Here is a 23,647-nt window from a genome sequence, read left to right as displayed (position 1 = left end):
GCTCTATTCATCGCATTTCATTACTCACCTGACTTCGTGCCCTATCGCGCCGAGAGGTGCAAGAGGCAGAGCGCCGAGAAGACGTGCATTCTCTGTGTGCGGGCTGTGCACAAGATCACGCCAGCGTGAAGAGACGTGAGGACAAAAAGGTGATCCGCACCGTGATCCGGCCCGTAGACCTCATAACCTCGACACTGGGTTGAGGACCGAAAGGGAGATACACTTATGAAACGCACAATTTTTGCCGCAGCCACCGCCACGATCCTTGCGACCACGGCTTTTGCCGATGATTCCATGATGAAAAACCCGATGGTGGGCGGCGCTGAAATGTTCGCTGATAAAAATATCGTCGAGAACGCCGTGAACTCCGCCGACCACACCAAGCTTGTGGCCGCTGTGCAGGCTGCTGGTCTTGTCGAGACCCTGTCGGGCGAAGGTCCTTTCACCGTATTTGCCCCGACCAACGACGCCTTCGCCGCTCTGCCGGAAGGAACTGTCGAAACGCTTCTGAAACCTGAAAACAAAGATCAGCTGACCAAAATTCTGACCTGCCATGTGGTCGCCGCCGATGTGATGTCCGAAGCTCTTGTCGGTATGATCGAAGATGATGGCGGTATGCATGACGTGCCGACCGTGGGCGGGTGCACGCTCAAGGCGATGGTCAAGGACGGCATGGTGATGATCGAGGACGAGCAGGGCAATGCCGCCACGGTCACCATTGCGGATGTGGACCAGTCGAATGGCGTGATCCATGTGATCGACAAGGTTCTGCTTCCGGCGATGTAAGCCTTTCGGGCTTTCGCGTCTGTTAACGAGTGTTTTGGCGGGGTGTGCACAATGCATACCCCGCTTTTTTGTCGTCTTCACTTGGCCTCGGTAGGGGTTCGTGAGTAGATAGGGCCAGTGAAATTTAAGTGGGGACAACAGGATGAGTGGCCTTCTGGCGCTTTTGGACGACGTGGCAGGGATTGCGAAAGTGGCGGCGGCCAATGTGGATGATATTGCAGGGCAGGCGGCCAAGGCCTCGGCCAAGGCCGCGGGCGCTGTGATTGACGATGCGGCCGTGACACCGAAATATGTCCACGGTTTCGCGCCTGCGCGGGAATTGCCGATTGTGGGCAAGATCGCGCTTGGCTCTATTCGCAACAAACTGGTGATCCTGTTGCCACTTGCGCTGCTTCTGGCCAGCTTTGCGCCGTGGCTCATCACGCCTTTGCTGATGCTGGGCGGATCCTACCTTTGTTTTGAAGGGGCTGAAAAGGTTTATCACCTGTTCAAACCTCACGCGCCACATGCGGACGGACATATGCCGGAGGAAGGTGACCCGACCCACCTCGAAGAACAGAAGATTGCTGGGGCGGTGAAGACGGATTTCATTCTCTCGGCGGAGATCATGACCATCATTCTGGCCGCACTCGACGCCGATCAGTCGATCTGGTTTCAGGCGGGGGCTTTGGGGCTTGCCGGGATTATCATCACGGTCGTGGTCTATGGCAGCGTCGCGCTGATCGTCAAAGCCGATGACTTCGGCCTGTGGTTGGCGCGAGTCGGACAGCTTTCCGTGACCCGTGCTTTGGGGCGCGGGATTGTGAAATTCATGCCTGCACTGATGAAACTTCTGATGATTGTCGGCACGGCGGCCATGATCTGGGTCGGTGGCTCTATTGTAATCCACGGGCTGCATGAGTTGGGGATGCATCATCCTTATGAAGAAATTCATCACCTGGCCGAGCTTGCGACCGAGGTTGTGGCGCATTCCGTTGCAGATGCGGCCAGTTTTGCGGGCTGGTTCGTTACCGCCTTTTTCGATGGTATCTTCGGGCTGATCTATGGGCTGATCCTGATCCCCGTTGTGGGCAAGATCATCAACCCGCTGATCCGCGCCGTTCGGGGCAAACCTTCGGACGCCCACTGAACGGCAGGGCGCGCGCCTGAGTATTTGCGCCATTAGAAAGCCGGAGGCACAGACGCATGGCGGATGGCAGGGGCTGAAGGGCGAAAGTTTTTAGGATATGGTTTTCAACAAGTGAAAAGCCCCGCTGTTTGGCGGGGCTTTTTCTGTGTGACTGTATAGAGGAAGGCAAGGCGCTTACTTGAACCAGCGGCTTTCCTTGAGCTGGTCCCATGCCCAGACCACCTGTTGCAACTGTTCCTCTTGCGAGCGGTCGCCGCCGTTCACATCGGGGTGCAGCACCTTGATGAGCGCACGGTATTGCTTCTTGATCTCGGCCTTGGTCCAGTGGTCCTTGGCTTCCAGAATCTCGATAGCCTGACGCTCGACAGGGGGCAGTTTGCGGGTGGGAGCCCCCGGATCACCTTTGCCCGGATTGCGCGTGGCGTTTTCTCCCAGAACTTCATGAGCATCGTCGATGCCAAGGCGTTCCCACGCGCGTTGTTCGACCGACTTCTTGCCGAAAGGCTTGGTCGGACGGTCGCCGGTCTGCGACGATTTGTAGGCCGCATCCATTTCTTCTTCCGTAGCGGTGGCGAAGAAATTCCATTGCAGGTTATATTCGCGCACGTGGTCCTTGCAGAACCATTTATACTCGTCCAGATGGTCGGGCGAGCGCGGTGCGCGGTATTGGCCGGCCTCTTCACAGCCTTCCCATTCGCATTTGCGTTTGGAGGTTTCGAACGCGCCAGACATGCCTCTACGGCCGCCGCGTTTGTTCTTTTTTGCGGAAGATACCGAAATATCAAAACCGAAGGGGTCTTTCTTATCCATCTGCCTCAACCTTTTCGACTCGGACGCAGGACTTTAGATGAGAATGGCCGAATGGAAAAGGGTTGGATGATGACAATTGCCGATGAAATGCGCAAACGCCTGGAAAATGCCTTTGCGCCCAGTGAGTTGATCGTGGAGGATGACAGCGCCGCGCACGCCGGACATGCGGGCAATCCGGATGGGGGCGGGGAGACCCACTTCAATGTCAGGATTCGCAGCGCCGCGTTTGAGGGACAGTCGCGCATCGCCCGTCACCGGATGGTGCACAAGGCGCTGGGGGATCTGGTGCCACGCATTCACGCGCTTGCACTGGATTTGGATGTGTGACGCTCAGGATTCGCGGTCTTCGGCAATCTCCTCGGCCACGTCAGGGTCCAGCTTGCGCGCGTCAGCCCCTGCACCTTTTGCGGCTTGGGCCGGAAAGGGCACAGGCGGCGGCGGAGTATCCCGATCTGCGGCAAGGGATTTGCGGGCGGGGGCAGTGGTCTCCTCGGTCCGCAGGCTGGCTGCGATGAGGCGCGCCTCGTCCATTTCGCGGCGAAAGACGAGAACGGTGTGATAGTTCACGGTTTTCGAGGTGATCCCCGCACGTTCTTCCATCGGCAAAAGATCGGCGCGTAGATATTCCCATCCCTCTGCCCCTTTCGTATTCAGCAGGCTTTGCATGGCTTGTGCGATCCGGCCTTCGGAGGTTTTGATCCCTTTGGCTTTCTCACCTTTGCGCGGTGCGGGAATGGTCAGATATTCGTATCGGGGCATCGTGATCTCCTTGCGCTTTCGGGGATGGTGTAGCGCAGTGTCCGGTCGCGTCAATAGCATGCGCCGGAAGTGCGCGGGCATCGGCGGAGGATCACGCAGCTTTGTTCTTGAGCGAGATGGAGCGACCTGCTTGCGCGGGACAGGGCAGGTGGCTGTGTGCTTCTTTAAGTGCAGAGAGTTTTGCGGATATCTCTGGCGGAAAGGGCACGACGCACGGGCCTGACATATCGATATGCAAAAGGAGTTCTTCTGCCGTGGCCGCGATCCAACCGTTTTCGTGGTGGATTTCGTGGAACAGCACCATACGTTTGGTGTCGAAATCGAGTAGCCGGGTGTGGACCCGCACGCGGTCGCCCAGTTTCAACTCGCGTTTGTAGCAGATGTGCCCTTCCGCCGTGTAGGTCGTGTGGCGGGCGGTCTTGGCGTAGGTTTCGCCCAGACCGATATGCGGATAAATCTCGTCTCCGCCCTGATCCATGATAACGGCATAATAGGCCATGTTGATATGGCCATTGTAATCTACCCAGTCCGGGCGAACCTCTATGAGCGAGGAGATATGTGGCGCGGGTAGCGGCATGGACAAGCTCACATGAAAAAGCCGCCCCGTGGGGCGGCTTGATGGATCAATTTCGGCTCAAAGCCCGAGTTTTTCTTTCACCAGCGCGTCAACCGCTTTCGGGTTGGCCTTGCCTTGGGTGGCTTTCATCACCTGTCCCACGAACCAGCCCGCGAGTTTCGGGTTGGCTTTGGCCTTCTCGACCTGCGCGGGGTTGGCAGCGATGATTTCATCGACGGCGGCCTCGATTGCACCCGTATCCGTCACCTGTTTCATGCCGCGCTCTTCGACAATCTGCGCCGGATCGCCACCTTCGGTGTAGACGATCTCGAACAGGTCTTTCGCGATCTTGCCGGAAATCGTATCCGCCTTGATCAGCTTGACGATCTCGCCCAGTTGTTCAGGCGTCACGGGGCAGTCTTCGATGTCCTTGTCGTCTTTCTTCAGACGACCGAACAATTCGTTGATCACCCAGTTGGCAGAGAGCTTGCCATCTTCACCGGTGGCGACCACTTTTTCAAAATAGTCGGCATTCACCGTGTCAGCGGTCAACACGCCCGCGTCATATTCGGACAGGCCAAAGTCTTTGACGAACCGTGCCTTTTTCTCGTCAGGCAGTTCGGGCAGGCCCTTTTTGATCTCGTCCACCCATTCCTGTTCAATCTCCAGTGGCAGGAGGTCGGGGCAGGGGAAGTAGCGGTAGTCATGTGCTTCTTCTTTCGAGCGCATGGAACGGGTTTCGTTCTTGGCCGCGTCATACAGTCGGGTTTCTTGATCCACCTCGCCGCCATCTTCGAGAATGGCGATCTGGCGACGGGCCTCGTAGTCGATGGCCATCTGGATAAACCGCGTGGAGTTCATGTTCTTGATCTCGCAGCGCGTGCCGAGATGGGAGAAGTCCTGCGTTTCCTGATATTTCTCGTATTGGCCGGGACGGCAGACCGACACGTTCACGTCCGCCCGCAGGTTGCCGTTTTGCATGTTGCCGTCACAGGTGCCCAGATAACGCAGGATCTGGCGCAGTTTGAGGACATAGGCCGCGGCTTCTTCGGGGCCGCGGATGTCGGGGCGCGAGACGATCTCCATCAGCGCCACACCCGTGCGGTTGAGGTCGACAAAGGACATGTTGGGGTCCATGTCGTGAATCGATTTGCCCGCGTCCTGCTCAAGGTGGATGCGTTCGATCCGCACGAGACGCGCCACACCGGGTTCCATGTCCACAAGCACTTCACCCTCGCCCACGATCGGGTGGTAAAGCTGCGAAATCTGGTAGCCCTGCGGCAGGTCGGGGTAGAAATAGTTCTTGCGGTCAAAGGCGGAGAACAGGTTGATGTCGGCTTTCAGGCCCAACCCCGTGCGCACGGCTTGTTCGATGCAATATTCGTTGATGACCGGCAACATGCCCGGCATGGCCGCATCCACGAAAGACACGTTCGAGTTCGGCTCGCTGCCGAATTGTGTGGAGGCGCCGGAGAAAAGCTTTGCCTCGGAGGCAACCTGCGCGTGAATCTCCATCCCGATGACGAGTTCCCAATCCTCTTTCGCACCTGCAATGGTTTTTACCTTTGGTGCGGCATATTCGAGATGGTCGAGCATAGGCATGTCCCTGATCTGGTCGAACTTTCCCGCGTTCTAGGCGCTCTGTGGCCGATGGGCAAGAGGGCGGGCTTTGCAAAGACGGTGATGAACGGGCATATATAGGGAAATTATGAAGGGCTGTGTGCTGTGATAAGGTGTTCGAACGGGATCGTTGGTCTGGCTGCGGCTTTGGCATTGAGTGCAGGGCTGGGTACAGGCACAAAAGCCGCCGCCTCCGAAACCGCCTCCACCATGTCGGCTCCGGTCCCGCCCTTGACCGTCAGTGTGATTCCCAAGCCGCGCCCCTATGAAATCCGTATTCCGAAATTGCGCTGGAAGTCCCAGAACAAGGGGCCGGCATGGACCCGCGCGGCGATGAAAGCTGTGGCAGGTCACGGCCAGACCCTGATCAAAACCGTCCCTCACGACATCTCTTCGTGGTGTCCGGGCTATGCCACGCAGGACGAAAGCGGACGCGCGGCGTTCTGGGCGGGCTTGTTGTCCACCTTGTCCTATCACGAAAGCACATGGCGGGAGGCGGCGGTCGGTGGCGGCGGGCGCTGGTTCGGGTTGGTGCAGATATCCCCTGCAACCGCACGGCACTATAACTGTCGGGCAGGCACGGGCGAGGCGCTCAAGGACGGGGCGATGAACCTGTCCTGTGCGGTGCGGATCATGAACAAAACCGTGGCGCGGGATCAGGTGGTCAGTCAAGGCATGCGCGGCGTCGCGGCTGACTGGGGGCCGTTTCACTCCGCCCGCAAACGCGAAGACATGCGGCGCTGGCTCGCGGCCCAGCCCTTTTGCCGCCCCATGCTGAAAAGCTCTCCCCTGCCATTGCCGCGCCCTGTGTCGGCCAGCGGCGATCTGGCCTTTGATGTCGAGGCGGCACTTGAGCCGCAAAGCGTCACGAAAGAAAGCGTCACTATAGAGTGACAGGCCGAGTGAGGTGGGCAGGAAGTTTCCCGCAGCGCCCGCGCTGAAATTACGATTTTCGGGAGGCCCAGTCGCTCCGATATAACGCCTTGTTTTTTCGCACGTCCGGTGCTCTTTTGAGCCCGATACAGCCACGGCGCGCCCCGAAAACCTGCACTCGGGCTTTCGCGAAACGCTTTAAGGAGGACCCCATGACCGCATTGCGCACAGATATCGATCCCGACGGATTGCTCGAGTTTTCGGTGGTCTTCACCGACCGTTCCCTCAACCATATGTCGAAAACCTTTCAAAAGGTGATGACGGACATTCACGACACGCTTTGCGAGGTCTACGCGGCGGATACAGCCGTGGTGGTGCCCGGAGGCGGCACCTATGCGATGGAGGCCGTCGCGCGCCAGATCGCAGGGGGCGAGGATGTGATGGTGATCCGCAATGGCTTCTTTTCTTTCCGCTGGTCCCAGATTTTCGAGGCAGGCGATATTCCGGCCTCTCAGACCGTGCTGAAAGCCCGCCGCGTCGGCAATGAGCCGGATGCAGGGTTCCTGCCTGCGCCCTTGGAAGAAGCCATCGCCAAAATTCACGAAACCAAACCCGCCGCCGTTTTTGCCCCGCATGTGGAAACCGCCTCGGGGATGATCCTGCCCGACGCCTATATCCGCGCACTGGCCGAAGCGGTTCACGCCCATGGCGGTCTGATGGTGCTGGATTGTATTGCCTCGGGCTGTGCGTGGGTGGATATGAAAGACACCGGCGTTGATGTCCTGATTTCGGCCCCGCAAAAAGGCTGGTCCGCGCAACCTTCGGCGGGGCTCGTTATGCTGTCCGAACATGCGCGCGACGTGGTGAAAGCCCGCCAAAGCTCGTCCTTTGCCATTGATCTGGGGAAATGGCTGACGATCATGGAGGCCTATACGGGCGGGGGGCACGCCTATCACGCCACCATGCCGACAGATGCCCTGCGCGCCTTCCGCGATGCGATGCTTGAGACAAAAGCATACGGCTTTGCCAAGCTGTCGGACGCGCAGTGGGAGTTGGGACGCCGCGTGCGGGCGTTGCTGGCAGAGCGCGGCTTCAAATCGGTCGCAGCAGAGGGTGTGGAGGCTCCCGGTGTGGTGGTGTGCTACACGGATGACCCAGCGATCAAAACCGGCGCGGCCTTTGCCGCCCACGGCGTTCAGATCGCGGCGGGTGTGCCTCTGCAATGCGACGAGGGTGAGGGCTTCTCGACATTCCGGCTCGGGCTGTTCGGGCTCGATAAGCTCTATGACGTGGATGCAACCGTAGGTCGGCTTGAGACCGCTCTTGACGCGGTTCTGGGCTAAGCGTCCCTATTTCCTATGCTGCACATAAATACTCATAGGCGCGGGCCATTTGGCAGAACGTGTCTTTTGAGTATTTGGGGCAGCAAAGGAGACGGTCTTCCTTTGATGTGAAACCGGTCGGTGTCAGATCGGCCCCAGCCCCGCCTTCATCACCTTGCGTCGCACGGGGCGCAGGTCGTGGACGGCCTTGAGGCCCAAGAGGCGCACCGTGCGCAGGATTTCATCTTCGGAGCGCACAACCCGGTTGAACAGGTCCACCACTTTGGCCCGCGCGGCGATGTCGCGGTGGCGGGTTCTGGCAAAGGTGTCGAGCATCTCCTGCCCGCCCAGATCGCCGCGATGGTTTTCCGAGAGCGTCAGGAGTTCTGCGAGATCATTGAGCGAGGTGTTCAGCCCTTGCGCCCCGATGGGCGGCAAGACATGCGCGGCCTCGGCAATCACCGCCACGCGCTCGCCGGAGAGGCGGTCTGCCAGTTGTGTGATGATGGGGAAAATTCCCCGACCGGAGGCCAGTTTCAGTGAGCCATAGAGGCCAGCGGAACGGTCGGTCATGGCAGCGTTGAAGGCTTCGATATCCATGTTCAGCAATTCGGTCGCATAGGGGCCTTTGTTCATCCAGACGATGGCTGAGGCCGGTTTGCCGTCGATGTCGGGCAGGGGCACCATGGTGAAGGGACCGCCTTCGCGGTAAATTTCGGTGGAGACATTATGATGCGGCAATTCATGGGTGGCGGTGAAGGCCAGTGATTTCTGGCCGTAGCGTGTGGTTTTGACGCCGATGCCGGCTGCTTCGCGCACCGGTGAATTGCGCCCGTCGGCGGCGACCACAAGTTTTGCGCGGACCGTGGCACCATCGGAAAGGGTGACGCGCGCCTCGCTGGTGCGGGTCAGCATGGTTTTGAAGCCGACACCGTAGCGCAGTTCGACATTGGCAATATCCGGCACCGCGCGCGCCAGTTCGCGGCGGATGACCCAGTTGAGAAAGTTCCAGCCAAAGGGTTCGTCGGCGCTTTCTCGGCCCTCGAACTGACGTTCCGTGCGAATCTCGGGACCGGTCTCGCCGGACACGGTGTCCACAATGCGCAGGGCTTCCAAGGGGGTGGCATGAGGGGCAAGAGCTTCCCAGATGCCGATCTTTGCGAACAGGTCACGCGCGGGGCGCAAAAAAGCGGTGGAGCGCAGGTCCGAGCTGGCCTCGTGGCCCGTCACGACGGGCGGGGTGGGGTCGACCATTAGGGTTTTAAAACCTGAGGCCCCGAAAGCCGCAGCTGCGATCAGTCCGGCGATTCCGCCACCGGAGACCAGCACGTCGACGCTGTCATGTGGGAGAGAGGTTTCGGCCATGGGGGTCTCCTTTGCACCTCGGGTCGTGTCTGCTCGGCTCGTGTCCAAGAGATAGGTGCAAAAGAGAGGATTGTCCAAGGACAGTCTGTCTCATGTCGGAGACAGTGGGCCTTATTGCCCCATCGTGAGAAGGATCAGCACGACATAGATCACGGGAACTGTGGCCACGGCTGTTACGCCCAGAACCCACGGGCCAATGGCAAACATGCCGTAAATCACCGCCGCGATGACGACGACAACAGCGAGAAGAAACAGAACGACGCCACGGGTGGAGGCGATAAGCTCATCGTGCGAGGTATGGTCTGCGGCAGCTTCGGCCATGTGCGATCTCCGGATTTTGCGTGGTTGTTCCGGTCCTGATAGGAGGCGCGAGGCAACCGGTCACGGCGGCAGTTTGACGCAGGGGCGCGTTTAGGGGCAAGGCCGGGGCGGAAGAGGCGTGGTTCCGCTCAGGTGAGTGCGCGCAGGAATTTGGCCAGATCGCGGGTGTGATGTTGGATATGCGGCGCGGGCGGGTCCAGCGGGGCCGGTGCGACATGGACGGTTTTCATACCCAGACGGTGCGGCACTTCGAGATTGCGCGGGTCGTCTTCGAACATGGCGGCCACTTTGGGGGCAATCCCGTCACGGCTCAACACGGTGTCAAAAGCCAGCGGCTGCGGCTTCGGATGGAATTCGGCATGTTCGATTCCGTAGACCGCGTTGAAAATTCCGGTGAGACCGCGTGCCTCCAGAACCCGTTCGGCATAGGGGGCGGAACCGTTGGTATAGACGATCTTGCGCCCCGGAAGCGCGGTGATTGCGGCTTTCAGATCGGCATCGCGCGTCAGTCCGGAAAAGTCGATGTCATGCACATAGCTCAGATAGGGCAGCGGGTCGGTGCCGTGCTTGACCATCATGCCCGACAGGGTGGTGCCATAGTCGCGCCAGTATTCATGACGTAGCCTGTTGGCCTCTTCGGCTGTGACCTTGAGTTCGCGCGCGACCCAATCGGTCATCTTGACCTCGATCTGCGCAAACAGGGCCGCCTCAGGCGGGTAAAGCGTATTGTCGAGGTCGAAAACCCAGGTTTTCACATGCGAGAATTGATTGGCTACCATGGTCCCCGTGTTAGGCCTGCGCGACGCATTGTGCAAGCCGACAGACTGTCTGCGCTGATGTTAGCGCTTGATCGCAGGGGGATGCCCTGTCTATGGTTCGGGCCTGCGCCCGCGCACCCCTGTCGGTGCGTGACAGCCAGTCCGGAAACAGCCAGAGCGAGACATGAGGCCCGCGAGATGAATGACACGCGTATAAGTCAGAAAGATGCCTATCAGATGATCCTCGAGGCCATTGATACGGGCATTTACCGCCCCGGAGACCGGCTGGTCGAAAGCGAGCTGGCTGAACGGTTCGGGGTGTCCCGCACGCCCATTCGCGAGGCGTTGCAGCGGCTGGAAACCCAGTCGATGCTGACACGGGACGGACGTTCGTTGATCGTGGCATCGCTCGATCACAATCAAATGGCGGATCTCTATGTCGTGCGGACCGAGCTAGAAGGACTAGCGGCGCGACTGGCGGCGCGTCATGCGACGCCCGAAGAAGTGCGCGTGATGCGCGATATGGTGGAAGCCGACCGCACCCTCATCGGACAGCCCGAGGAAATGTCGCGGGCCAACCGCCGGTTTCACAAGCAGATCCACCTTGCCTCGCATAACAAATATCTCGTGCAGCAGCTTGATCTGGTGCACCGCTCTATGGCGCTGCTGGCGAGCACTTCTCTGGCGGCGGAGGGGCGTGGGGAAGAGGCGATCAAGGAGCATGATCTCATCGTGTCCGCCATTGAGGCGGGCGACGGGGAGGCGGCGCATAAGGCGCTGTCGGATCACATTTCGAAAGCCTTCGTCACCCGTTTGAAAATCGACGCCGAAAAGGTGCGATGAACCGCGAGCTATGCTTGCGCCATGTCGGGCCGTCAGGGATGCGCCGTCAGGTCCAGCCCGAAGGTCAGGCGTCTGCCCCGATAGAGGGGCAGGTCGTCGGCCTCTCTATCCTGAGTGTCAAAGGCATAGGGCTGTGCGGCTTCGGCTACTTCCCGCAAGTGTGGTCTGTCGCTCTTTGTATAGAGGATGAGCGGGGCGATGGCGCTTCGGGGTTGTTCGGGATGGTTTGCCGGTGTTTTGACCTCGACCTGTCCGGTTTGTGGAGTGCTTTGCGGAGCGGTGGCGTCCTGATCGTCATGAAAGCCCAGATCGTCGATCCCGTGCGCGGTCTTGTCCCAGTAATAGGGTTTCGACACCATTTCCCAGAGACCTTTGAGCGCGGCCAGCGTGGCAAGCGGATAGTAAAAATGCAGCGTCGGCACCCAAGGCCAGAGCCATTTGTGTTTGGGCGTTGAGGTCGCGACCATGCCCGCCGCAACGGTGATGGCTTCCGACAGAAGGAAAATCGCGCCGAGAACGATCACCAGTTCATGCGGCAATACGGCGCGCATCGGGTGCGGCAGTCCCAAGGGGAAGAGCCAGAAGGACCAGAGAAACGGCGCCAGAACGAATTGCGACAGGGCCCCCAGAAACAGGGCCTGCACGCCAAAGAACCGCCATGGCCCAAGATCGCGCAGGAGTTTGCGGGGGTGCTGCATATGCATTGCATAGGTCATCGCATAGCCCTTGAGCCAGCGTGAGCGTTGTTTGACCCACGGCCAGAGGCGGCAATTCGCTTCCTCCTCGGTCACCGTGTGCAAAAGCTCCGTGCGGTAGCCGTGACGGGCCAGACGAATGCCGAGGTCGGCGTCTTCGGTCACGTTATGGGCATCCCAGCCGCCGAGTTCCTCGATCGCATCGCGGCGGAAAAACAGAGTGGTGCCGCCCAAAGGCACGGTCAGCCCCATTCGCTCATATCCGGGCAGGATCACACGGAACCATGTTGCATATTCGACTGTGAAACAGCGCGACAGCCAGTTCGTGCGCGCATTGTAGAAGTCGAGAATCCCCTGAACACAGGCCACCTCCGGCCCCGCCTGCGCGAAATGCGCGGCGACCTTGTGAAGCTGTTCGGGCTCGGGCGCATCTTCGGCGTCATAAATGCCCACGATTGAGCCGCGGCAGAAATCGAGCGCGAAATTCAGGGCGCGGGGCTTGGTTTTGACCCCGCCGCGCGGCACGATGATCTGACGCATCCAACGCGGCAGTTCCGTGCCGGCGATGGCCTCTTGTGTCACGGTGTCATCCTCTTCGACGACCAGACAGACGTCGAGAAGCTCACGAGGGTAATTCAGGCGCGATATGCGTTTGATGAGACGAGTGGCGATCTCGCGCTCTTTGAACAGGGGCAGCATGACCGATATGGTGGGAAGGGACGTTTGCTTGCGGCTGCTAGCAAAGGTGGTCTGGCGGTGACGTGCGACTTTGGCCTGTGCGACGGCGGCGCTGATCTTGAGAGCGACGGAGATGACCAGAGTGATCACCGCCCATGACGTGAGCAGAATGCCTGCCGACAGGGGGGAGATCAGGGCGAGGATCACGCCGAGCACCGCCAGACCGGAGATCATGCGTGTCAGTTTGCGAATGTCCATCTCGCGGCAGCTTTCATGCGCGGCGACGCGGGTCTCTGCCTGTGTGGCCAGTTTGCGCTGGCGTGAGCGCAACAGGGCGTCATGCAGAGCGGTTTCCGATGTCACCGCCAGACGCACGGGGCCGAACAGCGCGGTTAAGCGCGGGCGCAGCTCGTCGAACTGTTCGGGACGGCAGGAGGCGATGAGAACGCTGCCTCCGACCTGCCGCCACGGCAAAATCCCGCGTCGCAAACATTCATCGGCCCCGATCCGGTCGATGAGGCGCACATCGGGCGGGAAACGGTCGAACTGCGCGATCTCGGCCTTGAACTGACGGGACAGGGCGGTGAAAAGCGCGTTTTCGCTGACCATATTATGAGCCAGAAGGATGTCCCCGATACGCGCATCCTCACGTTGGCGCATGGATGCGGCACGCAGCAGGTCGTCCGGATCAAGCGCGCCCATCTCCACCAGTATCTGGCCCACGGGTTTGCGTTTTGACCTTGCGGCGGGGCGAGGGGACACGCGCTGGGCCCTTGTCAGCACAAGCGGTGCGACAGGGGTGTCGAGGCTCTGCAACGCCGGTATCTGTTGGGGCATGTCAAAAGACATTCGTCACCTTGTTCTCGTCCGTGGGCCATGTTTCGGGGCGGATGCGCCGATGGCTGGACATTGGAACAGGCTTGGTTAACAGGACGTTAAAGTCTGACAATGAAAGTGCCGGATGATCGTAAAAGACAGCAAAAAGGCGGGAAACTTCCCGCCTTCTCGTATCCTCTGATCTGTGAACGCTGCGCGGCTCAGGCGTTTTCGCGTTCCGCCATTGCGGCTGCGAAGCGTTCGAACAGGTAGTAGCTGTCCATCGGACCCGGAGAGGCTTCGGGGTGGTATTGCACCGAGAAAACCGGTTTGCCTTCGACTGCGATACCACAGTTGGACCCGTCAAAGAGGGAGACATGGGTTTCCTTGACACCTGCGGGCAGACTTTGCGCATCCACCGTGAACCCGTGGTTCATGGAGGTGATTTCAACCTTGCCTGTGCCGAGGTCTTTGACCGGATGGTTCGCACCGTGGTGGCCGTGGTTCATCTTGATCGTTTTGGCCCCGAGTGCCAGCGCGAGCATCTGGTGGCCGAGACAAATCCCGAAGACGGGCAGGTCTTTGGCCAGCACCTCCTTGATCATCGGCACGGCATATTCACCCGTGGCCGCCGGATCGCCCGGACCGTTGGACAGGAACACGCCATCGGGATTGTGGGCCAGAACCTCTTCGGCGGTGGCGGTGGCCGGAAGCACGGTTACATCACAGCCCGCGCTTGCCAGACAACGCAGGATGTTGCGCTTTGCACCGAAGTCTACGGCGACAACCTTGAAGCCTTTTCCTTCGCGCTTGGGGAAGCCGTCGGGCCATGCCCACCGCATTTCGTCCCAATGATAGCTTTGCGCACAGGTGACGTCTTTCGCCAGATCAAGCCCGACAAGGCCGGAGAAGTCCCGCGCCTGTTTGACCAGAGCTTCGATATCGAAGTTGCCCTCGGGGTCGTGGGAAATTGCAACGTGGGGCGCGCCTTGCTGACGGATCGCGCGGGTGAGACGGCGGGTGTCGACGCCTCCCATGGCGATGCGGCCACGCTTGGCCAGCCACGGGCCAAGTTCTTCCTGCGCACGCCAGTTCGAGGGATCGGTCGGATCCCATTTGACCACCATGCCTGCGGCGACCGGATCGGCGGTTTCGTCATCCTCGGTATTCACACCGACATTGCCGATATGCGGGAAGGTGAAGGTGACGAGTTGGCCGGCATAGGAGGGATCGGTCATGATCTCCTGATAACCGGTCATTGCGGTGTTGAAGCACAGCTCTGCTGTGGTCGTTCCGGTGGCACCAAAGCCTCTTCCGTAGAAGATGGTGCCATCGGCCAAAGCCAGACAAGCGGTTGGATTTCCGGACTGTAGACCAGATGCCATGGCACGACTCTCCTGATAGGGGCAAAATTGGCCGGAACCTAAGGAATGGGACGCGCAGCGTCAAGGTTTCGTGTGTGTTTTTCCCGTGAAATATGAAGCCCTATTTTTTCAATGGGTTACGCGAAATGTTAGCGTCTGCGATGAGTGGTTGAGCTTGGGGGAGGCTTTCGCTATGTTGGCCTCTTGCAATGTGACCTAGGGGATGAGGCCCATATGGATATGCGAAGCCGGTTAAATGCCGCACTGAAAACGGCAATGAAGGAAAAGGACAGCGAACGCTTGACCACGCTGCGCCTGATCAACGCTGCCATAAAGGATCGTGAGATTGCGTCTCGTGGCGAGGGAGAAGAGGTGGTCGTCTCTGACGATGACGTTCTCGGAATTCTCGGCAAGATGGTCAAACAGCGTCAGGAAAGCGCGAAAGCCTTTGAAGAAGGTGCGCGTCTGGAACTGGCGGAAAAGGAACGCGCCGAGATCGCCGTGATCGAGGAATTCCTGCCGCGCCAGTTGAACGAAGAAGAAGTTGCGAAAGCGGTCGAAGAGGCAATCTCCGAGACCGGCGCGGAAAGCATCCGCGATATGGGCAAGGTGATGGGCGTCTTGAAAGCCAAATACACCGGCCAGATGGATTTCGGTGCTGCCGGCCCCTTGGTGAAGGCCAAGCTGGGCTGCTGAATACCTGCCGATTGAGACGATGAAAGGCGGCCTTTGGGTCGCCTTTTTCGCATTTAGGCTCGTGACAAGTGCCTTAGCCCTTCAACTGCCCGAGAACAAAGGCCAGATCATCGCGCAGTTTTTCGCGCTCCTCAGAGCTGAGAAACGCGCCAAGTTCGACTTCTCGCGCAGGCTCCGGCCCGCCGCCTTTCAGCGTCAGATATTGCTCGACCTTGCCGTGATCGGGATGCAGTGTGAGGCGCACCCAATAGGGGTTGGCTTCCCATGTTTTTGGTGCGCCCTTCGCGGGCCAGTGGGTGAGGCGAATGCGGTCCGGCCAGATTTGCATTTCTTCGCGCAACCTGTCGCGGTCGGAACGTCGCAAGGCGGTCCAGAGCGCGGCCAGCACGGTCATCATGAAGATCAGCAAGATCCAGAAAGCGATGGTGCCGATAAAGGGCACGACAGGGATCAGCCCGCCGAAGAACATGATCCAGATGGTTGCGGAAAACCCTTTGCCCTTGAGGCTGCGGTGCGGCCAGAGGTCAAGCCGCATCACGGGCGCAGCCGTGTCGGGCGCATCGGCATCTGGCATTGCGCGCGGCAGAGGTGTGGTATGTGCTGGCGTCCAGCGGTAGGGCATGGCTGTGCGTTTTCTGCGTTTGAAGCCTGTCGCAAGCCACTTGGGCCACAAGATGCCTGTGAAAGACCCGCTACATTTTGACGGTGCGCGGCACTTCCCGAAGATCTGTCGCGCAGGGCGCTCGCGAAAGGCTTTTGCTTAGTCTACGCAGAGGGCAGGTCGGCGCAAAGGAAAATCCGGATGTCTGTGCGTTGCCCTAGACCGTCAGACACATGTCGGCCTCGTTGTGATCCGCAATCATCCCGCGCGGCTCCAACCCCCCGATCCGTTTGCCGTCAAAAGCGTAATAGGCTTTGATCTGTTGGTTGCGGGTGGCATAGGAGCCGTTGCTGCCATGTTCCAGAATGGCCAGAAAGCCCTTCGAAGGATGTGCAGGAAAGAGAGATGCGGCTTGCGCGGCTTCCTGACTGGTCCATTTGTAGCGGGTGATCCGGTTGATCTCTGTCACCAAGGCGTCGATCCGGCGGTGGAAATCCTGTGCATCCGCGTCGAACAAAGGCTCCGGCGAGGTGATCAGCATCGCCACGCGGGTCTGACGGTCGTGTGGGTCGTAGATTTTCGAAAACTGCGGCGGGTGCCAGTGGTCCGACAGTTTCGTGGCCCGCGGAGGTTCACCCGTGTCCCGTAATTTGAAGAAAAACGCCATCATTTTTCTGCTCCTGCTCGTCTTGTGTGGTCAGGGTAAACCGGAAATCGGCGCAAAGCATGACGGCATAAGGGCAGGGGGTGCCCAATGTCTTAAAGGGTTAACGCAGGCGCATAAAAAAGGCCCCGCATCTCTGCGAGGCCTTTGATGGTTTAACTCGGGTCACTTAGTGCGAATGCTGGTGGTCCCAGTCTTCCTGCTTCGGAAGCGTCTCAAACGTATGTTCCGGCGGCGGGGAGGGGAGTGTCCACTCCAGCGTGTCGGCATATTCGTTCCAGTAGTTGTTCTCGGTCACGCGACGGCCCGCGAGGAGCGTGTAGAACACGATGCCGATGAACAGAACGAAGGACGCAAAGGACAGAAGCGCGCCGTAGGAGGAGACTTTGTTCCAGTAGGCAAAGGCTTCCGGATAGTCGATATAACGGCGCGGCATGCCCTGGCGGCCAAGGAAGTGCTGCGGGAAGAAGGTCAGGTTGACCCCGATGAAGAACATCCAGAAATGTAGCTTGCCTGCCCATTCGGGGTATTGGCGGCCCGACATCTTGCCGATGTAGAAATAGATACCGGCAAAGATGGTGAAGGCTGCCCCCATGGACATGGTGTAGTGGAAGTGGGCCACAACGTAGTAGGTGTCATGATAGGCGCGATCCACACCGGCTTGCGACAACACGATGCCGGTCACGCCGCCGATGGTGAAGAGGATCAGAAAGCCGAAGGCGAAAAGCATCGGCGTTTTGAACTCGATGGAGCCGCCCCACATGGTCGCGATCCAGCTGAAGATTTTCACACCGGTCGGAACGGCGATGACCATTGTGGCCATCATGAAGTAGCTTTGCTGTGTCAGCGACAGACCTACGGTATACATATGGTGCGCCCAGACGACAAAGCCCAGAACCCCGATTGCAATCAGCGCCCAGACCATCGGCAGGTAGCCGAAAACGGCCTTGCGCGAGAAGGTCGCGATGATGTGGGAGACAAGGCCAAAGCCCGGCAGAATCACGATGTAGACTTCGGGGTGACCGAAGAACCACAGGATGTGCTGGTAGAGGATCGGATCCCCGCCGCCACCCGGCTGGAAGAAGGACGTGCCGAAGTTGCGGTCGGTCAGCAGCATGGTGATCGCGCCGGCCAGAACCGGCAGGGACAGAAGGATCAGCCAGGATGTGACAAAGATCGACCATGCGAAGAGCGGCACTTTGAACATGGTCATGCCCGGAGCGCGCATGTTCAGCATCGTGGTGATCATATTGATCGCGCCGAGGATGGAGGACGCGCCCGAGACGTGAACGGCGAAAATCGCCAGATCCATCGAATAGCCGCCCTCAAGGGTCGACAGCGGCGGGTAAAGCACCCAGCCCACACCGGAGCCCATCTGGTTGTTGCCTCCCGGAGCAAGCAGGGACGCAACCCCGAGCGCCACACCACAGACATAGAGCCAGTAGGACAGGTTGTTCAGACGCGGAAACGCCATGTCCGGTGCGCCGATCTGGAGTGGCATGAAATAGTTGCCGAAACCGCCGAACAGGGCCGGAATCACGACGAAGAACATCATCAGCACACCGTGATAGGTGATCATGACGTTCCAGAGATGGCCGTTCGGGTCACAGTTTTCGGCACCAAAGCCCGAAATCAGACGGGCCGCAGATTCGCCTGCCTCGTTGAGACACATGAACTGCACACCCGGCTCCATAAGCTCAAGGCGCATGTAGACGGTGAAACAGACCGAGATGAAGCCCACGACTGCCGCCGTGAACAGGTATAAGATCCCGATATCTTTATGGTTTGTAGAGAGGAACCAACGGGTAAAGAAACCCCTGTTGTCCTCATGTTCGTGCCCATGAATGGCTGCGTCTGCCATGCTGTCCTCCCGACTAGTGCGTGGTCATGCGTGCTGTCTAAGCGCGTTTTCCGCCGCTCCCTTATCCGGGAGTCATATTGCGGAATACCCGTTTGTCTTAGAGGTTCACGAAGTCGAGAGCAATATTTTGGCGCATTTTGTCGCAATAAAAATGCGCGATGTGGGCTTGATGTTTCCGGTTTTGCTGTTCCACGGCATCAAGAGCGGTGGTTTGAGCCATCAAAAAACGCCCCACCTTTCGGTGAGGCGTCTGATTTTGTGCCGGTTTCCGGCGCTTATTCTGTGGCTGCGTCTTCGGCAGGGGCTTCGTCGGCAGCTTCTTCAGTTGCTGCTTCCGGTGCCGGTGCCACGGAGGCAAGGAAGGCGACGATGTTCGATGCGTCCTTGATCTTGAACGTCATCTTCGACCGACCGGAGCCGCCATGGGTGTCGATGAACTTGGTCGGGTCCATGGCATATTCGACGAGCAGCTCAGGCTCCCAAACCATGCCGGTCTCGCCCACGGCCAGAATACCGTCCCCGTATTTGAACCCTTCGACCGAAGCGACCGGACGACCGACAACACCATAGAGGTTCGGGCCGGTTTTGCCGCCTTTCACGATGGCATTGCCTTCATTATCCACAATCATGTGGCAGGCTTTGCACCGGTTAAATTCTTTTTCGCCCTTCTTCGGGTCGCCGTGGTGGCCATGGCCGTCAGCAAAGGCCGCAGCGGAGGTTGCCAACAGGGCGGCGGCTGTGAAGGCAAGAAATTTGGTCATAGGGTTCTCTCTCCCGAGTGTTTCATGTGTCCAATGCCCAGAATACTGAGTTTGCCCCGTGTTACCAGTCCATGCTTGTCGCACCTTGATTTTGCTCAAGTCGATGCAAAAATTTAGAACTGATATAAATCTATTTGTCGCCAAACGTCACGTCAAAGCTGCGCTTGAGTGCCATGTCCACATCATCCATCGTAACGGGCAGGCCCAGATCCACCAGAGACGTCACGCCGTGTTCCCGAATGCCGCAGGGCACGATTCCCTCGAAATGCGACAGGTCGGGATCGACGTTGATCGACAGTCCGTGAAACGACACCCATTTGCGAATGCGCAACCCGATGGCGGCGATCTTGTCTTCGGGTTTTTGCCCCAGAGCCGTCAGAGGCTTGTCCTCGCGGACGACCCAGACGCCGACACGCCCCTCGCGGATTTCTCCTTTGACATTGAATTCTTCCAAAGCGGCGATGACCCAGGCTTCCATATCCTGCACGAACTTGCGTACATCCTTGCCGCGCTTGCTCAGATCAAGCATGGCATAGGCCACCCGCTGTCCCGGACCATGATAGGTATACTGCCCGCCGCGCTTGCTCTCGTAGACCGGAAACCGGTCGGGATCGACGAGATCTTCGCGCTTGGCGGAGGTGCCGGCGGTGTAAAGGGGCGGGTGTTCCACAAGCCAGATCAACTCGTCGGCCTCACCCTTGGCAATGGCCTCCGCACGGGATTCCATCTCGGCCACGGCCGTGTCGTAATCGGTTAGCCCGTCAGTGATTCTCCATTCCACCATGCTGCGCCCTCCGCTGCGTTGTCGCCAGTTTCTCCTCTCTGCTCTATCCCTTGCACCCCCGCGCGAAAAGGGGGCGTTCCGTGTAGGCGCAGAAAATAAAATGATATTTCCTGATATTGTTCAGGATTTTTATCTTTCGACTTTAAAAAAACTAGGGGCGGGTCACAGAGCCGTGATAGCATGGGGTGTATTTAACGACGCAAGGGAGATCTCATGCAATTTAAACATTTCGTCTCCGCAGCTCTGGCCTCCGCCATGGTGCTCGGTACCTCGTCTCGTGTTCAGGCTGATGGCGGGGACTTCATTGCAGGGGCCGTAATCGGCGGTTTGCTTGGTGCAGCGAGCCAGCAGCAGAAAAAGAAAACGACGACGACGACCTCCTATCGTCCCCGCCTTCCGTCCACTCAGGAAGGCAAAGAAATTCAGGCGTCACTCAACTACTTCGGTTTCAACGCAGGCACAGTGGATGGTCAACTCGGCCAGAAAACCCGAAATGCCGTGTCCTCCTATCAGGCCTATCTTGGCTATCCGGTCACAGGGAAGCTTACGCCATTTGAGCAGGAGCTTTTGATCTCATCTTACACCCGTGCGCAAGCGGGCGGGGCGCAGACTGCGCAGCTTGCCGCGGCCAATCCGGAGGGGACGCGCGGATTGCTGAAACAATATCGCGCGGAAATGGCCTCCGGCGGGGCCACGATGGCGGGTGGTGCGGTGACCGCTGTTCCGGGGACCACTGTGGTGGTCAATCCGGCAGTGCCGCAAGGACAGACGACAGTAATGGCCGCAGCGCCCGCTGCGACGGCACCTGCGACAACGGGGTCTATGCCCGCATTTGCCGCAGCCCAACCGGACACAGGCGCGATGCCCAATTTCATGGGCAACGGAGCAACGGTCTCGCTGGCGTCGCATTGCAACAAGGTCTCTCTTTTGACGAACACCAATGGCGGGTTCGTGACAGAGGCATCCATGACCGATCCGAATCTGGCGTTGAACGAGCAGTTCTGCCTTGCACGCACCTATGCGATCAGCACCGGCGAGGATATGATCGCCAAGGTTCAGGGCTTTACGGCGGATCAGATCGCATCCCAATGTCAGGGCTTTGCTCCGACCATGTCCGCACAGGTGGCTGCGCTTTCGATCAAACCGCGTGATCAGGTGCTGACGGATACGTCCGCTTTTGTATTGAACTCCGGTATGTCGCCCGCACAGCTGGCTTCGACTGCGAAAATCTGTCTCTCCGTCGGCTACCGCACGGATGATATGGATGTGGCGCTTGCCTCGTCTCTTGTGTTGGTAGCTGTGGGGGAGCGGGCCTATGGCGAACTTTTGGGGCATCACTTGAGCCAAGGCGTTGGGGTGACCCGTCGTCCTGATCTGGCGCAGGACTGGTATGCGGATAGCCTGTCTGCAATCGACGCTGGAATGCCCGCTGTCTTTGCGCCGGGACAACCGGAACGTCAGGGGCTTTTGCGGAAGGCTTCCATGTCTTTGAACGGTGCGGTGATTCCGGAGCCTGCTCCGGTGGTGCCTGCCTCGACGTCCGCGCTTCCGAGTTTTTCTGTTTCGGAATAATTGGTTTTGAAATGCTTCGGGATTGGGCCGCCTTCGGGCGGCCTTTTTTATTTTGGCCTATAGGCGGGCGGAGCCGTTGGTGATCGCGCTTCTCGTCTTTTCTCCTTTTGACAGGGCCGGAAACCTTTTGTGAAAAAAAATGCAATTCGTGCGCAATTTCCTCTTTCCTTCCCCGAACCGCTTCGCTACATAGCCCCTCACCAAGCCTAGACAGTGCGGTCGTGGCGGAATTGGTAGACGCGCAGCGTTGAGGTCGCTGTGGGGTAACTCCCGTGGAAGTTCGAGTCTTCTCGACCGCACCATACTACTCTCCCGATAAGTTCCAGTGAGACCCAAGGTCCTGAAAAATAAGGGTTTTGTGTTTTCATGCGTCCCGATGTTTCCCCATGCTTCCCGTTGCTTTGACGGCATAGATTAAGGTATTTGCGATTCCATACCGTAAATCTCAAGGGATACTTGCGACGAGTATGCTCTTGATAATCTACAGGACCGTGAAGCCACATAGCATGGAATTTGAATAGAAATTTCTCGCATGGAATGTGTTGACTATCACATATAAAGTGACAATATCTTGGTTTAGGAGCTATTTGCTAAAGAGAAAATTTATGTCGACTGAAAAAATTACACACCCAGACTTTGCTGAACGTATGCAGCAAGCCTGTGACGGAAATCCTGACGTGCCTCCCCCGAATTACGGACGGCTTGGATGGTTCGTAAAACAGCTTGACGAGCGTTGCGGTTTGAATGTGACGGTTGAGACGGTTCGGAAATGGTTCGCTGGTGAATCTCGCCCCCGTCCCAAAATGATCGCCGGTTTGTCTTTGGTCTTGGGGGTTGACGAAGCATGGTTGTCACTCGGGCAGCAGCCTGAAATTAGCGATAAGGTGGTGAGGAAGCACACCCTCGCCAACGGGGGCGCTGTAAACGTGGTGGCAGGATTCATCCAGTTGCACGGCGGGCACCCGGCCTTCCCGACAGAAGGCGACAAGCGTGCCGAAGATGATAAGGTGGATCTTTATGCGATCATCAAGGGTGCGCAATATGCGTTCCATATCGCTGTGGCAGGACCCAAGGGGTTCATTGTCCCAACCGCTGCGGAAAAAACCGTGGTGATCGGCTTCGAACTCAAAGAGAATTTCGACTTCAATCTGGTAGAACTCGATTGGGAGCGCGTCACCGAGGTTGGACGCCGCATAGGTGGCGCTTACACAGTACCGCTTGAGGGTGATTGGAAGAAGATCGAGAATTTCAAAGAGAGGTTGTAATTTCACATTATGTGTTAAACGCTTCACTTTTTAAGTGAAAGTTTAAGACTCCTATACTAGGAGACCTTCATAACCTACTACGCGGAATTTCGACTATTCGACTGGCGCGTGGGTGCGCAAACACCCTGAGACTGACAAACTCGATAGCTTGTATCAGTTGATGTATGGGCAGCCGATGATAGGCCTCACCATGGCGGGGCATAGCTGTGAACACCTTGCCGCGCCATGCGCTCAGGTGAAAGCGGCTTTGCATGTGTTTTCAAGGGCTTGAGGCGGCTCTCTTGGCGTGTCATTTGAAAGGCATACAAGAACGAGAAACGGAATCCGAAAAATGTCAGACGCACATACGCCTGAAGGCATGGAACTTACTTTGCGCACTTTGGCGATGCCCGCCGATACCAATGCGTCGGGAGATATTTTTGGCGGTTGGGTTATGTCCCAGATGGACCTTGCCGCCGCAATCCGCGCCAATGAACGCTGCAACGGGCGCACTGTGACCATTGCGGCCAACGAGATTGTCTTCAAAAAGCCGGTGAAAGTGGGCGATACCTTGTGCGTCTATACGGCTGTGGATCAGGTCGGGCGCAGTTCTATGGTCATCCGGATCGAGGTTTGGGCGCGTCGGGCGTTTTCCGCACAGCGCGATCATGTGACCGAGGCGCGCTTTACCATGGTTGCCGTGGATGAAGCGGGCAAGCCGCGTCCGGTCGATGAGGCACCTGAGACAGGCGCTGCGGAGTAATCCGCA

Annotated in this window: 25 protein-coding genes and 1 tRNA gene; 11 read left to right on the top strand and 15 right to left on the bottom strand. The window is 58.4% G+C overall.

Annotation, left to right across the window (positions count from 1 at the left end; translation table 11 throughout):
• Positions 1-225 precede the first annotated feature (225 nt).
• The gene (locus KO492_RS14990) at positions 226-786 is read left to right on the top strand and encodes a fasciclin domain-containing protein (protein WP_216045683.1); all 561 of its coding nucleotides are present in this window, start codon (positions 226-228) and stop codon (positions 784-786) included.
• 142 nt (positions 787-928) lie between these two features.
• Positions 929-1,915, top strand: coding sequence for a DUF808 domain-containing protein (locus tag KO492_RS14985; protein ID WP_216045682.1), 987 nt, complete (start codon positions 929-931; stop codon positions 1,913-1,915).
• A gap of 174 nt (positions 1,916-2,089) precedes the next feature.
• Here KO492_RS14985 and KO492_RS14980 read toward each other — a convergent pair whose 3' ends face one another.
• Complete coding sequence (locus KO492_RS14980; protein WP_216045681.1) at positions 2,090-2,725, bottom strand: J domain-containing protein; 636 nt, start codon at positions 2,723-2,725, stop codon at positions 2,090-2,092.
• A 69-nt stretch (positions 2,726-2,794) separates the two neighbouring features.
• Between KO492_RS14980 and KO492_RS14975 the strand changes: the two genes are divergently transcribed.
• Positions 2,795-3,052 carry a BolA family protein gene (locus KO492_RS14975; RefSeq protein ID WP_216045680.1) on the top strand — a complete coding sequence of 86 codons (258 nt, stop codon included), beginning with the start codon at positions 2,795-2,797 and terminating at the stop codon, positions 3,050-3,052.
• A gap of 3 nt (positions 3,053-3,055) precedes the next feature.
• On the opposite strand, the gene KO492_RS14970 is transcribed toward KO492_RS14975, so the two are convergent.
• The 3 genes from KO492_RS14970 to gatB form a co-directional block, all read right to left on the bottom strand.
• Positions 3,056-3,484, bottom strand: a complete 429-nt coding sequence (locus KO492_RS14970; RefSeq protein ID WP_216045679.1) for a DUF4177 domain-containing protein — start codon at positions 3,482-3,484, stop codon at positions 3,056-3,058.
• A 91-nt stretch (positions 3,485-3,575) separates the two neighbouring features.
• Entirely contained in the window at positions 3,576-4,061 is a 486-nt protein-coding gene (locus KO492_RS14965; RefSeq protein WP_216045678.1) for a thioesterase family protein, read from the bottom strand.
• 57 nt (positions 4,062-4,118) lie between these two features.
• Entirely contained in the window at positions 4,119-5,636 is a 1,518-nt protein-coding gene (gene gatB / locus KO492_RS14960; RefSeq protein WP_216045677.1) for an Asp-tRNA(Asn)/Glu-tRNA(Gln) amidotransferase subunit GatB, read from the bottom strand.
• A 129-nt stretch (positions 5,637-5,765) separates the two neighbouring features.
• Here gatB and KO492_RS14955 point away from each other — a divergent pair, with 129 nt between their 5' ends.
• Positions 5,766-6,554 (top strand): transglycosylase SLT domain-containing protein, encoded by a 789-nt coding sequence (locus KO492_RS14955; protein WP_303578315.1) that lies wholly within the window; start codon positions 5,766-5,768, stop codon positions 6,552-6,554.
• 191 nt (positions 6,555-6,745) lie between these two features.
• Positions 6,746-7,876 (top strand): aminotransferase class V-fold PLP-dependent enzyme, encoded by a 1,131-nt coding sequence (locus tag KO492_RS14950; RefSeq protein WP_216045676.1) that lies wholly within the window; start codon positions 6,746-6,748, stop codon positions 7,874-7,876.
• Positions 7,877-7,999: 123 nt separating this feature from the next.
• On the opposite strand, the gene KO492_RS14945 is transcribed toward KO492_RS14950, so the two are convergent.
• From KO492_RS14945 to KO492_RS14935, 3 genes are all read right to left on the bottom strand, one after another.
• Positions 8,000-9,220 carry an FAD-dependent monooxygenase gene (locus tag KO492_RS14945; protein ID WP_216045675.1) on the bottom strand — a complete coding sequence of 407 codons (1,221 nt, stop codon included), beginning with the start codon at positions 9,218-9,220 and terminating at the stop codon, positions 8,000-8,002.
• A gap of 111 nt (positions 9,221-9,331) precedes the next feature.
• Positions 9,332-9,541: a hypothetical protein gene (locus KO492_RS14940; RefSeq protein ID WP_216045674.1), complete on the bottom strand. Its 210-nt coding sequence runs from the start codon at positions 9,539-9,541 to the stop codon at positions 9,332-9,334.
• Positions 9,542-9,669: 128 nt separating this feature from the next.
• The gene (locus KO492_RS14935) at positions 9,670-10,320 is read right to left on the bottom strand and encodes a pyrimidine 5'-nucleotidase (protein WP_216045673.1); all 651 of its coding nucleotides are present in this window, start codon (positions 10,318-10,320) and stop codon (positions 9,670-9,672) included.
• A 177-nt stretch (positions 10,321-10,497) separates the two neighbouring features.
• Here KO492_RS14935 and KO492_RS14930 point away from each other — a divergent pair, with 177 nt between their 5' ends.
• Positions 10,498-11,142 (top strand): GntR family transcriptional regulator, encoded by a 645-nt coding sequence (locus KO492_RS14930; RefSeq protein WP_216045672.1) that lies wholly within the window; start codon positions 10,498-10,500, stop codon positions 11,140-11,142.
• A 32-nt stretch (positions 11,143-11,174) separates the two neighbouring features.
• On the opposite strand, the gene KO492_RS14925 is transcribed toward KO492_RS14930, so the two are convergent.
• Positions 11,175-13,352, bottom strand: a complete 2,178-nt coding sequence (locus KO492_RS14925; RefSeq protein WP_216045671.1) for a glycosyltransferase family 2 protein — start codon at positions 13,350-13,352, stop codon at positions 11,175-11,177.
• Between the two features lie 200 nt (positions 13,353-13,552).
• Positions 13,553-14,716 carry a glutamine-hydrolyzing carbamoyl-phosphate synthase small subunit gene (gene carA, locus KO492_RS14920; RefSeq protein ID WP_216045670.1) on the bottom strand — a complete coding sequence of 388 codons (1,164 nt, stop codon included), beginning with the start codon at positions 14,714-14,716 and terminating at the stop codon, positions 13,553-13,555.
• A gap of 213 nt (positions 14,717-14,929) precedes the next feature.
• Here carA and KO492_RS14915 point away from each other — a divergent pair, with 213 nt between their 5' ends.
• On the top strand, positions 14,930-15,391 hold the full coding sequence (locus tag KO492_RS14915; protein WP_216045669.1) for a GatB/YqeY domain-containing protein: 462 nt from the start codon (positions 14,930-14,932) through the stop codon (positions 15,389-15,391).
• 73 nt (positions 15,392-15,464) lie between these two features.
• Here KO492_RS14915 and KO492_RS14910 read toward each other — a convergent pair whose 3' ends face one another.
• The 6 genes from KO492_RS14910 to lipB form a co-directional block, all read right to left on the bottom strand.
• A complete protein-coding gene (locus tag KO492_RS14910) occupies positions 15,465-16,013 on the bottom strand; it encodes a DUF2244 domain-containing protein (RefSeq protein ID WP_216045668.1) in 549 nt (182 codons plus the stop codon).
• 196 nt (positions 16,014-16,209) lie between these two features.
• Positions 16,210-16,662: a hypothetical protein gene (locus tag KO492_RS14905; RefSeq protein ID WP_216045667.1), complete on the bottom strand. Its 453-nt coding sequence runs from the start codon at positions 16,660-16,662 to the stop codon at positions 16,210-16,212.
• A gap of 163 nt (positions 16,663-16,825) precedes the next feature.
• Positions 16,826-18,517 (bottom strand): cytochrome c oxidase subunit I, encoded by a 1,692-nt coding sequence (locus tag KO492_RS14900; protein ID WP_216045666.1) that lies wholly within the window; start codon positions 18,515-18,517, stop codon positions 16,826-16,828.
• A 97-nt stretch (positions 18,518-18,614) separates the two neighbouring features.
• A complete protein-coding gene (locus KO492_RS18825) occupies positions 18,615-18,737 on the bottom strand; it encodes a hypothetical protein (RefSeq protein ID WP_289847590.1) in 123 nt (40 codons plus the stop codon).
• Between the two features lie 55 nt (positions 18,738-18,792).
• Positions 18,793-19,278: a c-type cytochrome gene (locus KO492_RS14895; RefSeq protein ID WP_216045665.1), complete on the bottom strand. Its 486-nt coding sequence runs from the start codon at positions 19,276-19,278 to the stop codon at positions 18,793-18,795.
• A 130-nt stretch (positions 19,279-19,408) separates the two neighbouring features.
• Positions 19,409-20,164 carry a lipoyl(octanoyl) transferase LipB gene (gene lipB / locus KO492_RS14890; protein WP_303578323.1) on the bottom strand — a complete coding sequence of 252 codons (756 nt, stop codon included), beginning with the start codon at positions 20,162-20,164 and terminating at the stop codon, positions 19,409-19,411.
• 111 nt (positions 20,165-20,275) lie between these two features.
• Here lipB and KO492_RS14885 point away from each other — a divergent pair, with 111 nt between their 5' ends.
• From KO492_RS14885 to KO492_RS14870, 4 genes are all read left to right on the top strand, one after another.
• The gene (locus KO492_RS14885) at positions 20,276-21,634 is read left to right on the top strand and encodes a peptidoglycan-binding domain-containing protein (RefSeq protein ID WP_252735540.1); all 1,359 of its coding nucleotides are present in this window, start codon (positions 20,276-20,278) and stop codon (positions 21,632-21,634) included.
• A 215-nt stretch (positions 21,635-21,849) separates the two neighbouring features.
• Positions 21,850-21,936: transfer RNA gene (locus KO492_RS14880), tRNA-Leu, on the top strand.
• A 303-nt stretch (positions 21,937-22,239) separates the two neighbouring features.
• Positions 22,240-22,899, top strand: a complete 660-nt coding sequence (locus KO492_RS14875; RefSeq protein ID WP_216045663.1) for a helix-turn-helix domain-containing protein — start codon at positions 22,240-22,242, stop codon at positions 22,897-22,899.
• Positions 22,900-23,230: 331 nt separating this feature from the next.
• Positions 23,231-23,641, top strand: coding sequence for an acyl-CoA thioesterase (locus tag KO492_RS14870; RefSeq protein WP_216045662.1), 411 nt, complete (start codon positions 23,231-23,233; stop codon positions 23,639-23,641).
• Positions 23,642-23,647: the final 6 nt, after the last annotated feature.

Origin of the sequence: Celeribacter halophilus (assembly GCF_018860305.1) — a bacterium.
GTDB classification, from domain to species: Bacteria; Pseudomonadota; Alphaproteobacteria; order Rhodobacterales; family Rhodobacteraceae; genus Celeribacter; species Celeribacter halophilus_A.
This window is presented reverse-complemented; position numbering and strand designations above follow the sequence as displayed.

Excerpts from the sequence above, each read along its gene's own strand:
- KO492_RS14985 (WP_216045682.1), top strand. The coding sequence starts at position 929 with ATGAGTGGCCTTCTGGCGCTTTTGGACGACGTGGCAGGGATTGCGAAA.
- KO492_RS14900 (WP_216045666.1), bottom strand. The coding sequence starts at position 18,517 with ATGGCAGACGCAGCCATTCATGGGCACGAACATGAGGACAACAGGGGT.
- KO492_RS14910 (WP_216045668.1), bottom strand. The coding sequence starts at position 16,013 with ATGCCCTACCGCTGGACGCCAGCACATACCACACCTCTGCCGCGCGCA.
- KO492_RS14945 (WP_216045675.1), bottom strand. The coding sequence starts at position 9,220 with ATGGCCGAAACCTCTCTCCCACATGACAGCGTCGACGTGCTGGTCTCC.
- KO492_RS14870 (WP_216045662.1), top strand. The coding sequence starts at position 23,231 with ATGTCAGACGCACATACGCCTGAAGGCATGGAACTTACTTTGCGCACT.
- carA (WP_216045670.1), bottom strand. The coding sequence starts at position 14,716 with ATGGCATCTGGTCTACAGTCCGGAAATCCAACCGCTTGTCTGGCTTTG.
- gatB (WP_216045677.1), bottom strand. The coding sequence starts at position 5,636 with ATGCTCGACCATCTCGAATATGCCGCACCAAAGGTAAAAACCATTGCA.
- KO492_RS14935 (WP_216045673.1), bottom strand. The coding sequence starts at position 10,320 with ATGGTAGCCAATCAATTCTCGCATGTGAAAACCTGGGTTTTCGACCTC.
- KO492_RS14925 (WP_216045671.1), bottom strand. The coding sequence starts at position 13,352 with ATGCCCCAACAGATACCGGCGTTGCAGAGCCTCGACACCCCTGTCGCA.
- KO492_RS14875 (WP_216045663.1), top strand. The coding sequence starts at position 22,240 with ATGTCGACTGAAAAAATTACACACCCAGACTTTGCTGAACGTATGCAG.
- KO492_RS14930 (WP_216045672.1), top strand. The coding sequence starts at position 10,498 with ATGAATGACACGCGTATAAGTCAGAAAGATGCCTATCAGATGATCCTC.
- KO492_RS14895 (WP_216045665.1), bottom strand. The coding sequence starts at position 19,278 with ATGACCAAATTTCTTGCCTTCACAGCCGCCGCCCTGTTGGCAACCTCC.
- KO492_RS14905 (WP_216045667.1), bottom strand. The coding sequence starts at position 16,662 with ATGATGGCGTTTTTCTTCAAATTACGGGACACGGGTGAACCTCCGCGG.
- KO492_RS14965 (WP_216045678.1), bottom strand. The coding sequence starts at position 4,061 with ATGCCGCTACCCGCGCCACATATCTCCTCGCTCATAGAGGTTCGCCCG.
- KO492_RS14975 (WP_216045680.1), top strand. The coding sequence starts at position 2,795 with ATGACAATTGCCGATGAAATGCGCAAACGCCTGGAAAATGCCTTTGCG.
- KO492_RS14915 (WP_216045669.1), top strand. The coding sequence starts at position 14,930 with ATGGATATGCGAAGCCGGTTAAATGCCGCACTGAAAACGGCAATGAAG.
- KO492_RS14980 (WP_216045681.1), bottom strand. The coding sequence starts at position 2,725 with ATGGATAAGAAAGACCCCTTCGGTTTTGATATTTCGGTATCTTCCGCA.
- KO492_RS14990 (WP_216045683.1), top strand. The coding sequence starts at position 226 with ATGAAACGCACAATTTTTGCCGCAGCCACCGCCACGATCCTTGCGACC.
- KO492_RS14970 (WP_216045679.1), bottom strand. The coding sequence starts at position 3,484 with ATGCCCCGATACGAATATCTGACCATTCCCGCACCGCGCAAAGGTGAG.
- KO492_RS18825 (WP_289847590.1), bottom strand. The coding sequence starts at position 18,737 with ATGGCTCAAACCACCGCTCTTGATGCCGTGGAACAGCAAAACCGGAAA.
- KO492_RS14940 (WP_216045674.1), bottom strand. The coding sequence starts at position 9,541 with ATGGCCGAAGCTGCCGCAGACCATACCTCGCACGATGAGCTTATCGCC.
- KO492_RS14950 (WP_216045676.1), top strand. The coding sequence starts at position 6,746 with ATGACCGCATTGCGCACAGATATCGATCCCGACGGATTGCTCGAGTTT.
- KO492_RS14885 (WP_252735540.1), top strand. The coding sequence starts at position 20,276 with ATGCAATTTAAACATTTCGTCTCCGCAGCTCTGGCCTCCGCCATGGTG.